Raw genomic sequence first — 12,263 nt, forward strand, 5'->3', positions numbered from 1 at the left:
GCCGCGCGTCAGCGCGCGGCGGCCAGCGACAGCCCCGCGGGCGCCGTGTACGGGGTGATGCTCGCGCGGTACACGTCGAGCAGGTCGTCCACCGTCCGGTCCCAGCCCAGGGTGGCGGCGTGCGCCGGGGCCGCCTCCGCCAGCCTGTCACGCCGGGCGGGCTCGGCGATCAACCGGTGCAGCACCGCCGCGTAGTCGGCCGGGTCGTGCCCGTCCACCAGGATCCCCGACCGGTCGCCGACGGCCGTGGTCAGCCCGCCGACCCGGGCGGCCACCACGGGGGTGCCGCAGGCCTGCGACTCCACCGCCACCAGCCCGAACGACTCCGAGTGCGAGGGCACGACCGTCGCCGTGGCGGCCCGGTAGTAGTCGGCCAGGCGCTCGCGCGACTGCGGCGGCTCCATGCGGATCACGTCGGCGACGCCCAGGGACCGCGCCAGGTCGGCCAGCATCCGGGGTTCGCGCATGCCGCCGCCGGACAGCCCGCCGACCACGCCCACGACCAGGCGCGAGCGCAGCGACGGGTCGCGTTCGATCAGGTGGGCGGCGGCGCGGACGAGCACGTCCGGGGCCTTGAGGCGCTGTACCCGGCCCACGAACAGCAGCAGCTCGGTGTCCGGGGCCAGCCCGATCCGCTCCAGGGCGGCGCGGCGCGGTCCCGGGGTGAACACGTCCAGGTCCACGCCCGGGGGGATCACGCTGATCTGGGGGTCCCGGGCCCCATAGTGGTCCTTGAGCTGGCGGGCCTCGTCGTAGGTGTTGGCGATGAGCCGGTCGGCCTGGTGCACCAGCTGGTCCTCGCCGTGCACCCGGGCCTCCGGCTCGGGCAGGTCGCCCTCGGCCAGGGCGGCGTTCTTGACGCGCGCCATGGTGTGCATGGACTGCACCAGCGGCACGTTCCAGCGGCGGGCCGCGGCCACGCCGGCCTTCCCCGACAGCCAGTAGTGGCCGTGTACGAGGTCGTAGCGGCCGGGCTCGTCGTCGGCCTCCGTGCGCAGCATTCCGAAGATGAACGGGCACAGGTACTCGGCGAGGGTGTTCTTGTCGAGGTGGCCGTAGGGTCCGGCGGCCAGGTGGCGCACGGACACGCCGGGGGCCAGCTCGACCACCGGGGGCAGCTCGGGGGAGGTCGCGCGGGTGAACACGTCGACGGCGACGCCGCGCTCGGCCAGCCGCCGGGCCACCTCGACCACGTAGACGTTGAGGCCGCCGGCGTCGCCGGTACCCGGCTGGTCCAGCGGAGAGGTGTGCAGGCTGACCGTCGCCACCCGGGACGGAAGCGCCGCAGATCCTCCCACGGGAACGATTCCTGACACCGCCGGTCCTCTCAGGTCGTGTTCACACCTTTGTCATCAACAGCGACGAAGGTACACAGTGTTCCTGAGCGGACGGTCCGAGGGGGCGGGTGTTGACGGCCCGGGTCCTAGGGTGTAGTGGTCCAGCCCGACACGAGGAAGTCGACGGTTCCGGGCAGTGCGGTCCCCCACGGGTCGGCGGCGCGGCGCCCGGAGTGATCCGCGTCCGGGGTGTGGGTGGCGACCGTCATACCCCGCTCGGCCAGGGAGTCGGCCAGGGGGCCGGTGCCCCCGCCGACCAGTAGGAGGCGGGTGGCCACGGGCTCGGCGACCTCGCCGCCGGCGGGGTTCCACAGCACCGCCTGGGAGACCTGGCGGGAGGCGGCCGCGGCCGGCGCCGCGTCGTCGGCGCCGCCGACCGCGCGCAGGGTGCGCGGGCGCTCGTGCGCGCCCTCGACCGCGCGTACCGCGGCACGGGTGAGGACGGTGGGCGCCCCGTCGGTGCGCTCGGGCACGGCGACCACGAACTCCACCCCGGTGCGGCACATCTCGCGGTCCAGCGCGGCCCGGGCGTCGCCGTCCACCGCGCCGCGGTGGTCGGTGCCCGCCCCGTGCAGCAGGTAGAGCACGGGCAGGTCGGCGCTGTCGGGGCCGACCGGTCTGCGTATCCACAGCTCCCGTTCGCCCGCGGGCGCGGTCTCGTCGGGGATCGTGACGACCTCCGCCGGCGCGGACTGGACGCAGGCGGAGACCTGGCCGGGCCGGGGGAGCGGGGCGGGCAGGCCGCCCTCCCGCGGCGGCAGCAGGGCGCTGCCCGCCAGGGCGGGGTCGGGGCCCAGGTGGGCGCCGACCCGTTCCACGAGTCCTTCGGGCGGCAGGGCGGCGAGCGCGGCGGCGGCCGCGGCGACCAGGCCGGAGGAGACGAGTACGAAGGCGCGCTGGGAGAACGTGGAGAACACCGGTGGCCTCGGAGGGGCTCGGGGGTCAGGGGCATCCCGCTGAAGAACCAGGGGTGTCACCCATGGTAATCACCCGTGTGTCCTCCGTGTGGGAAATGCAGACGCCCGCCCACGGAGGCACCCTCCGCGGCGCCCTCGGCCACGGTGGTGTCACACCGTCAGCGCGTGCCGCAGCCGCAGGTCCTCCGGGTAGGGGCGCAGGTAGGTCTGCACGCGCAGCCACTCCGGCCCGTCCGCCTCGCCGTGGTGGCGCAGCAGCGCCACCGGTAGGCTGAGCGGGGCCCGTTCCTCCCGGTAGTCCTCGATCGCCGCGAGCAGGTCGTGCCTGCGCGCGTCGTCCAGGCCGGCGCTGATCATCCCGAACGCGTGCTGGAGCGCGTTGGCGTGCCTGCCGCGGCTCACCCGCACCGAGAGCGCCCGGTTGAACGCCTCCGTGTAGTCGCGCCGCGTCGCCTCCGGGTCGGCGCTCCCGGCCCCGGCCGCGATCCGCCCCGTCTCCCGGTACCCCTCGGGGGAGTGGGCCATCAGCTGGAGCTTGTGCCGCGTCTGGAAGGCCACCAGGTCGCGGGGCCGCCAGCCGGACTCCCACAGCGTGCGCAGCCGGGCGTGCGCGAAGACCCTCTCCACGAACGCCTCGCGCAGAGCCGGATCCGAGAGCCGCCCCTGCTCCTCCACCGGCAGGTCGGGCAGCAGCTCGGTGAGCCGGGCCGCAAAGGCCCCCCGCCCCTTGCCGTCCACCCGCTGCTTGTCCTCGTTGAACACCGGAAGGCCCAGCAGTCCGCAGCTGGGCGACTTGTTCTTGAGGACGTATCCGTCCAGGCCGCGCAGCTCCTCCAGCCGCGCGTCGGCGATGCCCGCCAGCTCGTCGGTGCGGTCCGAGCCGTCTCCGCTGGAGATCACCCGGTCCCCGCCGTCGCGGCGCTGGAGGTGCAGGGTGGGCCGCGGGGTGCCCAGGCCGATCTCGGCCTCCGGGCACACCTCGGTCCACTCCACGTAACGGTCGAGTTCATCGGTGAGGAAGCGGTACCGCGAGTGGCCGCCGTTGTACCGGACGGGAACGCCCAGCAGGCAGCTCGACGCCCCGATCCGGGGCCTGACCCCGGCCTTCTCCGCTTCGGGAGTGACAGTGTCCATGTACTTCCCCTGCCCGTTTCCGCGGCGGACCGTCACCGGCCGCCGACCTGTGCACTCACTGTGTCATTCGTTCGCGGAGAGTGAGAGGATGGTGTGTCATGGAACACGCCGTCGTCCTGTTCACGCAGGACCTGCGCCTCCACGACCACCCCGCCCTGACCGCCGCCCTGCGCGACGGCCGGCGCGTGCTCCCGGTGTTCGTGCTCGACCCCGTGCTCCTGGGCCGCTCGGCCCGCAACCGGGTCCGTGCCCTGCCCGGCATCCTCCGCGGGCTGCGCGGGGACCTGCGCGCCCGCGGCGGCGACCTGGTCGTGCGGCGCGGCGACACCGCCGCGGAGGTCGCGGCCCTGGCGGCGGAGGCGGGGGCCCGGAGCGTCCACCTCACCGAGGGTGTCTCCCGGGCCGCTGTCCGGCGCGAGGAGCGGCTGCGCGCCGTCGGGCTGCGCGTGGTCTCCCACCCGGGCCTGACCGTGGTACCGCCCGGGGACGTCACCCCGGCCGGAGGCGACCACTACAAGGTGTTCACGCCCTACCTGCGCGCCTGGGAGGCCCACCCCTGGCGGGCGGTCCTCCCGGCCCCGGGGGCCGTACCGGTCCCCGGCGGGGTGGACCCCGGAGAGATCCCCGCCCGACTGGACGAGGGGCGCGGACAGGCCGCCGAACGGCCGATCACCCTGGGGGAGGAGGCCGCCCGGCGGCGGCTGCGCGCCTGGCTCGACGGCGGCCTGGCGCACTACGCGCAACGGCACGACGACCTGCCCGCCGGGGCGACCTCGCACCTGTCCGCCGACCTGCGCATGGGCTGCCTCTCGGCGCTGGAGGCGGCGACGCTCGCCCGGGACGAGCCGGGCGGCGCCGAGTTCGTCCGCCAGCTCGCCTGGCGCGACTTCCACCACCAGGTCACCGCGGCCTTCCCCGACATCGCCGTGCGCGACTACCGGCCCCGCGGCACCCGGTGGCGCGACGACCCCGCGGCGCTCGAGGCGTGGAAGGAGGGCCGCACCGGGGTGCCCATCGTGGACGCGGGGATGCGCCAGCTGCTGAGCGAGGGGTTCATGCACAACCGCACCCGCATGATCACCGCCGCGTTCCTCACCCGCACCCTGGGGATCGACTGGCGGGCCGGGGCCGGGCACTTCGCCGACCACCTGCTGGACGGGGACGTCGCGAACAACCACGGCAACTGGCAGTGGGTGGCCGGGACCGGCAACGACACCCGGCCCAACCGGGCGTTCAACCCCCTGCGCCAGGCGCGGCGGTTCGACCCGGAGGGCGTGTACGTGCGCCGGTACGTGCCCGAACTGGCCGGCCTGCCCGGCCGCGCCGCGCACACCCCGTGGGACTCGCTCCCCCCGGGCGCCGACTACCCGCCGCCCATCGCCTCCCCGGGGACCTGAGCCCCGCGGGTCACTGGACGCAGAACTCGTTGCCCTCGACGTCCAGCATCACCACGTGGTGCGTCCCCGGCTCCCGGACCGTGCGCACCACCGTCGCGCCCAGCCCCACCAGGCGCTCGACCTCGGCGTCGAGCCGCTCGGGGCCCGCGTTGACGTCGATGTGCCAGCGGTTCTTGACGGTCTTGGGCTCGGGCACCTGCTGGAACAGCAGGCGGCGGCCGCTGGGCCGGTCGCGCACGGCGGCCGCGGTGACCCACGCCCGCCGGCCGCCGACCAGGGTGGTGTGCTCCTCCAGTTCGATGACCCCGTCGGCGGCCAGCCGCTCGATGAGGTCCTGGTGGTCCTCCACCTCGTAGCCCAGCGCCGCCGACCAGAAGGCGGCCATCCGGTGCGGTTCGGCGCAGTCAACGGTGAGCTGCCAGTCGTGTGCCATGTTCGCCCTCCTCCGGTGCGGGTCCCCGCCACCTTCCTACCGCGCGGCGGCGACGATCGGGCCGCCGCGCGCCGGGCCGCGCTCAGGAGGGGTCGAAGGCGTCCCGGAAGGCCGCGAGCGCCGCGTCGTCGAACAGCACGACCCGGATCAGCGGCACCCGCACCGGAGCGGTGTGCAGGGCCTCGGCGGTGATCCGGGCGGCGTCCCGCATCGGCCACCGGTACACCCCGGTGGAGATCGCCGGGAAGGCCACCGATTCGGCGCCCAGCTCGGCGGCCACACGCAGGGACTCGGTGTAGCACGAGGCCAGCAGGGCGGAGCGGTCCTCGGTGGCGCTGTACACCGGGCCGACGGTGTGGATCACCCAGCGGGCGGGCAGCAGTCCGGCGGTGGTCGCCACCGCCCGCCCGACGGGCAGGCCGCCGCCGTACCGGGAGGCCCGCAGCGCCCGGCACTCCTCCAGGATCGCCTTGCCGCCCTTGCGGTGGACGGCACCGTCCACCCCGCCGCCGCCCAGCAGGGAGCTGTTGGCGGCGTTGACGATCGCGTCCACCCGCTGCTCGGTGATGTCGCCCCCGACGACGGTGATCCGGCTGCGCTCCTGGGTGCCCATGGCCCTCGTTCCCCCGGTTCCGGGACGGTCCTGTGCGGGACGGCAGTATCCCATCCCGCGGCGGCCGCACGGCGGCCCGGAGGCGAATCGCCTCACAGATCCCTCAGGTCACGTCGGTGCAGAAGGGCGGTATCGGGACGCTGTCCTCCCGGTTCCGGGGACGGAGAACCCTTGCCCTGCGGGACATCACGATTTAACGTGGGGGTACGACAGCGTGTAGTACGACCGCAAGTAGACTCGAGGGCATGAATCGGCTCGGCGAACTTGAACGTGCAGTGATGGATGTACTGTGGGCACGAGATGAACCAATGACGGTTCGTGAGGTCGGTCGAGAGCTCGCCGAACGGGATCTCGCTCACACGACCGTCATGACCGTGCTCGACCGACTGGCCAAGAAGAAGGTCGTCTCCCGGGCACGCGAAGGTCGCGCGTGGCGGTACCGCCCGGCAGCCAGCCGGGAGGCCTACGTGTCCGAGCTGATGTTCGACGCTCTCGGGCAGACCGGTGATCGTGACGCGGCCCTGGCCGCCTTCGTCCAGTCGATGGACGGCAAGGAGGCGGACGCGCTCCGGCGCGCACTCGCGGAAATCGATCAGCCAAGGAACTAGTCCGTATGGTCAGTGCCGCCCTCCTCTCACTCGTCGCGGTAGGCTGCCTCGTCGCCATGGCGCTCCTGCACCGGGCGAAGTGGCCCTCGCGCGGGCCCTACACGGCCGTGATCACCTGGCAGGCACTCGGCCTCGCCTGGGGCGTGTCCACCATCGGGGCGCTCCTGGCCTTCGGACTCTCCTCGTACCGGCTCGGCGCCGCGGGCGGCCTGCTCGCCCTGGCCACCGACATCGTCACCGGGCGCCTGGTCCTCGCCGAACTCGCCCAGGGCGTCCAGGGCGTGCTGCACCTGCTGGCCGTCGTGCTCGCCGCCGTCCTCACCCTGGTGCTCTTCTACGGCCTGGTCTCCTCCTTCGTGCACGTGGTACGGGTTCGCCGACGCCACCACGACCTGCTCGAACTCGTGGCCCGCGACCACCCGGACGTCCCCGGCGCACGGGTCATCGAGCACCCGGCCGCCGCCGCGTACTGTCTTCCGGGCGTGCTCCGCTCCCAGGTCGTGATCAGCGAGGGCGCCCTCGCCGTCCTCGACAACCGCGAGCTGGCGGCCGTCCTGGCCCACGAGCACGCCCACCTCCGCGAGCGCCACGACCTGGTGCTGCTGCCGTTCTCCTCCCTCAAGCGCGCCTTCCCGCGGGTGCGGCTGGTGCGCACCTACTACGAGACCGTCGCCCTGCTCATCGAGATGTGCGCCGACGACCAGGCCCGCCGCACCAGCTCGTCCCGCGAGCTGGCCATGGCGCTGCTGCGCTTCGGCGCCGCCGGGCCCGCCCCGGTGCCCGCCGGGGCCATGGCCGCGGTCAAGGATGCCGAGCCCGGGGTGGTGCGCCGGGTCAACCGCCTGCTGCGGCCCGACGACGAGCTCTCCTACCACGCGGGCGCCGTCATCATGGGCGCCTCGGCCTTCCTGCTGGCCTCGGTCACCTGCCTGTGGCACATCACCATCTGAGCGGCCTTCGGGCGGACGGCGCCTCCCCGGCGCCGGTGTGACCTTCCCCTGGCGGGGCCGCCTCCGGGCACGATTCGCGCCTCCGGGCCGTTTACCGTGGAGGACGGGCGGACCTGCCGTTCCTCACGAGCGTCGTCGGGAGTGTGTTGTGGCAATGATCTGGTACGTCATCTACCTGGTCACCTTCGTGGCCAGCCTGTACGCCCTGATCGAGGCACTCCGGACACCGGCCGCGGCTTTCGAGATCATGGACAAGCAGACCAAGAAGCTCTGGGTCACCCTCACCGGCGTCGCCACCGGCCTCTCCGCGCTGGCGGTGTTCTTCAACGTCTCGCTCTTCATCCTGCTGTGCCTGGTCGCCACCCTCATCTTCCTGCTCGACGTGCGCCCCGCCGTCAAGGGCGTGGGCGGCGGCCGCAACGAGGGCCCCTACGGCCCCTGGTAGGCCTTCTCCAGCTCCGTGAGCATCCGGCGCAGCGCCTGGGAGTAGGCCGGGTCGTCCGTGTAGCAGGAGTGGCCCAGGATCTCCGGGCGCCGGGCCTCTCCCGGCAGCGCGTCGTAGGAGCGGGGGTCGGGCAGCGGCCGCTCCGGCTCCACCACGGCGGTCTCCGTCCCCGAGCGCATCCGCACCGGCCCCGCGATGGCGTCGGTGGTCCGCCACAGGTTGCGCCACCCCGCCACCCGGCCGTTCAGGTCCGCGAACGGCTCCGGCCCGAAGAACGCGGGGAAGTACCGCGCGTACAGCCGGTCCAGCGGCGAGCCGTGCGTGATCAGCGCGACCCGGCCCAGGCAGTCGTCCGGCAGCTGCCACACCGTGGCCGCCGCCAGCACCGACCCCTGCGAGTGGCCCGACAGCACCACCGCGGTGCCCTCGCGGGCCATCCGCGCCACCCGCGCCACCAGCTGCGGCACCGCCCGCTCGGCGTAGGACGGCGGGGCCAGCGGGTGCGCCACCCGCGGCCAGAACGTGCCCACGTCCCACACGGCGCCCACCGCCTGCCGGGTCGGCCGGTCCCGGTAGGCGCTGCGGCCGATCCACACCAGGGCGACCAGCGCCGCCCCGCCCAGCAGCGACCCGGCGCCGATGAGCACCGACACCGCCCCCTGGGCGACCACCCGCACCCGCCCGGCCACCGCCGCCGCGGCCGGCTCGGGGCCGCCGGGGGTCAGGTGCCCGGACAGGATCGAGTACAGCACCAGGGCGCCCAGCGCCACCGCCGGGAGCAGCAGCGCCACCAGCACCCCGGGCACCGCCTCGGTCATCCGCCCCAGGGCCCGCGCCCGGGCGATGTCCCAGGTCCGCCGGTCGCGCACGCTGCGCTCGTAGTCCTCGGTGACCGAGGCCACGTGCGCGCGGGTGTCCCGCCGCAGCCGCACCGCGAGCACCGCCGCCGCGGCCACCGCCAGCACCGCCTCCAGCGCGATCGCCAGTTGCAGCCAGGAGTACACGGTGGGGGTCTCCAACGGCAGGCAGTCCGCCCCGGGGGTGGACAGCGCCCGGCAGCCGCTCAGCCACTGCGCGCCCTGGTACACCACCGCGGCCGAGAACGCCCCGCCGGTCAGCGCGCCCAGCGCCGCCGTGGCCGGCCCGGCCATCCCGCGCATCGCCGCCCCCCGGTGCGCCCGGGCGGAGGCGTACAGCACCACCGCGGCCGCCAGGGTCAGCAGCACCAGCGCCACCTGGACGGTGAACAGGGCGTTGAGCACCGACGCGTGCCCGGGCAGCCGCCCCTGGGCGGACCACCCCGGGCGCGGCCACAGCACGTACACCGCGGTCGCGGCGAGCAGCACCAGGGTGGCGTCGCGCAGCAGCCGGCACAGGCGGTCGGCCCGCGCGTTCCACCGCGGGTCCACCCCGGGGACGAGCACACTGGCCGCGCTCACCAGCGCGACCGCCCCCAGCGCCCCGACCAGCACCGCGCCCCAGGCGCGGGCCTGGCCGCCGGCCGCGTCGTACAGCAGAGCGGGCACCGACACCAGCAGCGCCAGCACGCCCAGCGACACCGCGATGTGCGCCGACCGCAGCCGCGCCATGATCTCGCTGTTGCGCCACAGGTCGGGGTGGCTCAGCGGGGCCCCGGGGTCGTACACGGGCGGCGCCGGGGCGGAGACCACCTCGTAGTCGGCCGCGGTGCGCCGCGACAGCCGCCACAGCACCGCCACCACCGCCAGCGGGACCAGCGAGCCCACCGCCAGGGCCGGACCGGTCGCCGACAGCACCGAGTCGGGCGACGCCCAGAAGGACAGCCACGGCCGCGCCCGCGCGCACTCCTCGCCCAGCCCGGCGGCGCACTGCCACCCGAGCAGGTCCACGCCGATCCCGGCGGCGGCCACCGTGATGAGCACGGTCAGGGACAGCGCCAGCAGCCGCATCCCGGCCCCGTACACGTTGTCGGCGACCCGCGCCGCCCCGCGCAGGTTGCGGGTCGCCCGCCCCGGGCGCATCCAGTACGCCACGTTGACCAGCATGAACGGCAACAGCAGCAGCCAGAAGGCGCGGGAGGAGCTGCCCGAGGTGAGGTTGCCCCAGGCGAAGATCTCCCGCCGCACCCCGGGCACGGTCTCGGTGTCCGCGCCCCGGCGCCAGCGGAAGAACCCGGCGAGCCGGTCGCCGCCCACCCGCATGGCGGGCTCGACGTCCAGCAGTTCCTCGGCCTGGCCGCCGCTGACCCCGTGTACGCGCAGCTCCACCCGCCCGCGGACGGGCCCGGCGGCGGGTCCGCCGCCGGGGTCCGCGCCGGGGTCGGTCGCGGGCGGCGGCTCCGCCGCGGCGGGGGAGCCGGCAGGCGGGTGGACGGGAGGGGCGGCGGCGGGGAGGGGGTCGAGGGATCGGAGGGGCTCGACGTGATCCGTCATGCCAGCATCCTGCCACGCTCCGTGGCCGCGTGACAGCGCCTCTTCCCGTCCTGTGGACGACCGGGGTCCGGCGCCGCCCTCCGGCGGCGCGCGGCCGCCCCGGCCGGCGTCAGTCGACCAGGGAGAGGTCGTCCACGGCCCAGGTGTTGCAGGCGCCCGGGGTCTGCTCCTCCCAGCCGGTGAGCATCCAGTGCACGCTGTTCTCCGCCGAGCCGTGCGTGCGCTCGCTCTCCGGGCCGCCCTCCCGGTCGGCGGTGGCCTCCGCGTCCGTGAGCAGGGTGTCCAGGTCGTCGTCGGTCAGCGGGTAGCCCACCCGTACCGATCCCAGGAACGCCCCGGCCAGGCAGTTCGCCTGCAGCTCGCCGCGCCGCGTCCAGCCGTTGCGCGCCGCGTGGCCCTGCTCCAGGTCCCGCTGCTCGTGGTAGTACTCCAGCAGCCCCGACTCGCCCTGGACGTGGTGCCCGTACTCGTGGGCCAGCAGCGAGGCGTACACGACGCCGTTGCGCGCCCCGTTCCACTTGTCCACCACGTCGGCGACCCCGATGTAGATGCTCGCGCTCGCCCGGCAGTAGAACGCCCCGGCCTGCGACGGGTAGCTGCGGCAGGGGCTCACCCCCGGCTCGTCCCAGAACACCCGGCGCGGCGGCGTGAACGGGATGCCCGCCCGCGCGAACTGGGTCTCCCAGGCGTCGTCCAGGCAGTCCGCGACGGAGTGCAGGAACGCCTCCATCGACTCGGGATCGTCCACGTCCAGCGCCGGGGCCGGGCACGGGCGCGGGCTCAGCCGCCCCGTGCCGTACAGCGGGTTGGCCACCAGCGCCGCGTGCCCCGCGGGCCGGTCCGGCACCTCAGCCGCGCCCGGCAGCGGCCCCGAGCGGTCACCCCCCGAGGGCTGCCACCCGCTCCCGCCGTCGGACACGGACGGGGCGCCGGACGCGTCCGCCGCGTCCCCGCCGCCGGTCTCCTCGACGGTCGTCCACGACAGCAGGGTGAGCGCCAGCAGGGCCACCAACAGACCGGTGACCATCGTGAACACGCGGCGGTCGGTGCGCCGCGCCCGCTCCGCCGCGGCCGCCTCACCCGAATCCGGCACCGCCGACCGTCCCGTCCTCACCACGCAGACCGGACCGGTCCGCGCACCGCCGCCGTCACCGCACCAGCTCCTCGGGGGCGTCCCAGGTGTTGCACGCGCCCGGGTCCACCCGGTCCATACCGTGAGCGGTCCACAGCCGGCCGTTCTCCCCGCTGCCGTGCGTGTGCCCCAGGCCCCGGTCCGAGCGCCGGACGACGTCGTCGAGGATGTTCTCCCGGCCCCGCGGACCGAATCCCAGGTGGTCCTCGGCCGCCCCGAAGAACACCCCGCCCAGGCAGTTGGCCTGGAGCTCGTTGCGGCGGGTCAGCTCGTCGGCCGCGGCCCGCGGCACCCCCGCCCGGGCCGAGTGGAACTCCGCAAGGATCCGCGACTGCCCCTGCACGTGGTGCCCGTACTCGTGGCTGATGACGAACGTGTACGCCTCCGGGCGGTCGCTGCCCGCCGACGCCTCCACGATGTCCTCCACCCCCAGGTAGAGGCCCCGGTTGGCCTGGCAGTAGAACGCCGCCGTGTTCCCCGTCGGGAACGCCCCGCAGGGGCTGTGCCCCTCGGTGTACCAGTACACCCGGTTGGGCGCGGTGAACTCCATCCCGGCGTCCGCGAAGTAGGAGCCCCAGGCCCGGTCCAGGCAGTCCGCGAGGGCGTGCACGAAGCCCTCCACCGACTCCGGGTCCTCCTCGTCCAGCGCTGGGGTCTCGCAGGTGACCTCGCCCAGCTCCCCGGCCAGGTAGAGCGGGTTGTCGGTGAGCGTCGACGCCCCCGTGGACGGGCCCGCGTCGTCGGCCTCGGCCGTCACGTCCCCCAGGGCCGCCGGGTGCGACCAGGCGGTGTCCGCCCCCGGCAGCATCGCGGAGATGGCCAGGAACCCGGTCAGGGCGACCGCCGCCAGCCCGGTGCCCAGGGTGAGCGACACCCCGATCCCCAT

Annotated in this window: 12 protein-coding genes; 4 read left to right on the top strand and 8 right to left on the bottom strand. The window is 74.9% G+C overall.

The window, feature by feature from the left end; all coding sequences use genetic code 11:
* Positions 1-8: 8 nt before the first annotated feature.
* The 3 genes from mshA to K1J57_RS12440 form a co-directional block, all read right to left on the bottom strand.
* Positions 9-1,316 (bottom strand): D-inositol-3-phosphate glycosyltransferase, encoded by a 1,308-nt coding sequence (mshA, locus tag K1J57_RS12430; protein ID WP_220564592.1) that lies wholly within the window; start codon positions 1,314-1,316, stop codon positions 9-11.
* A 107-nt stretch (positions 1,317-1,423) separates the two neighbouring features.
* Positions 1,424-2,254, bottom strand: coding sequence for an esterase (locus K1J57_RS12435; RefSeq protein ID WP_220564593.1), 831 nt, complete (start codon positions 2,252-2,254; stop codon positions 1,424-1,426).
* A 150-nt stretch (positions 2,255-2,404) separates the two neighbouring features.
* Positions 2,405-3,388 carry a DUF523 and DUF1722 domain-containing protein gene (locus K1J57_RS12440; protein ID WP_220564594.1) on the bottom strand — a complete coding sequence of 328 codons (984 nt, stop codon included), beginning with the start codon at positions 3,386-3,388 and terminating at the stop codon, positions 2,405-2,407.
* A gap of 98 nt (positions 3,389-3,486) precedes the next feature.
* Here K1J57_RS12440 and K1J57_RS12445 point away from each other — a divergent pair, with 98 nt between their 5' ends.
* Entirely contained in the window at positions 3,487-4,785 is a 1,299-nt protein-coding gene (locus tag K1J57_RS12445; RefSeq protein WP_220564595.1) for a deoxyribodipyrimidine photo-lyase, read from the top strand.
* A gap of 10 nt (positions 4,786-4,795) precedes the next feature.
* Here K1J57_RS12445 and K1J57_RS12450 read toward each other — a convergent pair whose 3' ends face one another.
* Together K1J57_RS12450 and K1J57_RS12455 are read right to left on the bottom strand one after the other, a co-directional pair.
* On the bottom strand, positions 4,796-5,218 hold the full coding sequence (locus K1J57_RS12450; RefSeq protein ID WP_220564596.1) for a VOC family protein: 423 nt from the start codon (positions 5,216-5,218) through the stop codon (positions 4,796-4,798).
* Between the two features lie 82 nt (positions 5,219-5,300).
* Positions 5,301-5,831, bottom strand: a complete 531-nt coding sequence (locus K1J57_RS12455) for an O-acetyl-ADP-ribose deacetylase (RefSeq protein WP_220564597.1) — start codon at positions 5,829-5,831, stop codon at positions 5,301-5,303.
* 245 nt (positions 5,832-6,076) lie between these two features.
* Here K1J57_RS12455 and K1J57_RS12460 point away from each other — a divergent pair, with 245 nt between their 5' ends.
* The 3 genes from K1J57_RS12460 to K1J57_RS12470 all read left to right on the top strand — a co-directional run bounded on the left by K1J57_RS12460 (position 6,077) and on the right by K1J57_RS12470 (position 7,834).
* Positions 6,077-6,439 carry a BlaI/MecI/CopY family transcriptional regulator gene (locus K1J57_RS12460; protein WP_220564598.1) on the top strand — a complete coding sequence of 121 codons (363 nt, stop codon included), beginning with the start codon at positions 6,077-6,079 and terminating at the stop codon, positions 6,437-6,439.
* Between the two features lie 5 nt (positions 6,440-6,444).
* The gene (locus K1J57_RS12465) at positions 6,445-7,389 is read left to right on the top strand and encodes a M56 family metallopeptidase (RefSeq protein WP_220564599.1); all 945 of its coding nucleotides are present in this window, start codon (positions 6,445-6,447) and stop codon (positions 7,387-7,389) included.
* A 154-nt stretch (positions 7,390-7,543) separates the two neighbouring features.
* Complete coding sequence (locus tag K1J57_RS12470) at positions 7,544-7,834, top strand: DUF2516 family protein (protein WP_220565485.1); 291 nt, start codon at positions 7,544-7,546, stop codon at positions 7,832-7,834.
* On the opposite strand, the gene K1J57_RS12475 is transcribed toward K1J57_RS12470, so the two are convergent.
* The 3 genes from K1J57_RS12475 to K1J57_RS12485 all read right to left on the bottom strand — a co-directional run bounded on the left by K1J57_RS12475 (position 7,819) and on the right by K1J57_RS12485 (position 12,263).
* Positions 7,819-10,245, bottom strand: coding sequence for a hypothetical protein (locus K1J57_RS12475; RefSeq protein WP_255647004.1), 2,427 nt, complete (start codon positions 10,243-10,245; stop codon positions 7,819-7,821). The two genes, K1J57_RS12470 and K1J57_RS12475, sit on opposite strands and share 16 nt — an antisense overlap.
* Positions 10,246-10,354: 109 nt before the next feature.
* Complete coding sequence (locus tag K1J57_RS12480) at positions 10,355-11,272, bottom strand: neutral zinc metallopeptidase (RefSeq protein ID WP_220565487.1); 918 nt, start codon at positions 11,270-11,272, stop codon at positions 10,355-10,357.
* 121 nt (positions 11,273-11,393) lie between these two features.
* Positions 11,394-12,263: a neutral zinc metallopeptidase gene (locus K1J57_RS12485; protein ID WP_220565488.1), complete on the bottom strand. Its 870-nt coding sequence runs from the start codon at positions 12,261-12,263 to the stop codon at positions 11,394-11,396.

This window comes from Nocardiopsis sp. MT53 (assembly GCF_019598965.1).
GTDB classification, from domain to species: domain Bacteria; phylum Actinomycetota; class Actinomycetes; order Streptosporangiales; family Streptosporangiaceae; genus Nocardiopsis; species Nocardiopsis changdeensis.

Coding starts and splice junctions, on each gene's coding strand:
- K1J57_RS12440 (WP_220564594.1), bottom strand. CDS start 3,388: ATGGACACTGTCACTCCCGAAGCGGAGAAGGCCGGGGTCAGGCCCCGG.
- K1J57_RS12445 (WP_220564595.1), top strand. CDS start 3,487: ATGGAACACGCCGTCGTCCTGTTCACGCAGGACCTGCGCCTCCACGAC.
- K1J57_RS12450 (WP_220564596.1), bottom strand. CDS start 5,218: ATGGCACACGACTGGCAGCTCACCGTTGACTGCGCCGAACCGCACCGG.
- K1J57_RS12455 (WP_220564597.1), bottom strand. CDS start 5,831: ATGGGCACCCAGGAGCGCAGCCGGATCACCGTCGTCGGGGGCGACATC.
- K1J57_RS12460 (WP_220564598.1), top strand. CDS start 6,077: ATGAATCGGCTCGGCGAACTTGAACGTGCAGTGATGGATGTACTGTGG.
- K1J57_RS12465 (WP_220564599.1), top strand. CDS start 6,445: ATGGTCAGTGCCGCCCTCCTCTCACTCGTCGCGGTAGGCTGCCTCGTC.
- K1J57_RS12470 (WP_220565485.1), top strand. CDS start 7,544: ATGATCTGGTACGTCATCTACCTGGTCACCTTCGTGGCCAGCCTGTAC.
- K1J57_RS12475 (WP_255647004.1), bottom strand. CDS start 10,245: ATGACGGATCACGTCGAGCCCCTCCGATCCCTCGACCCCCTCCCCGCC.
- K1J57_RS12480 (WP_220565487.1), bottom strand. CDS start 11,272: ATGGTCACCGGTCTGTTGGTGGCCCTGCTGGCGCTCACCCTGCTGTCG.
- K1J57_RS12485 (WP_220565488.1), bottom strand. CDS start 12,263: ATGGGGATCGGGGTGTCGCTCACCCTGGGCACCGGGCTGGCGGCGGTC.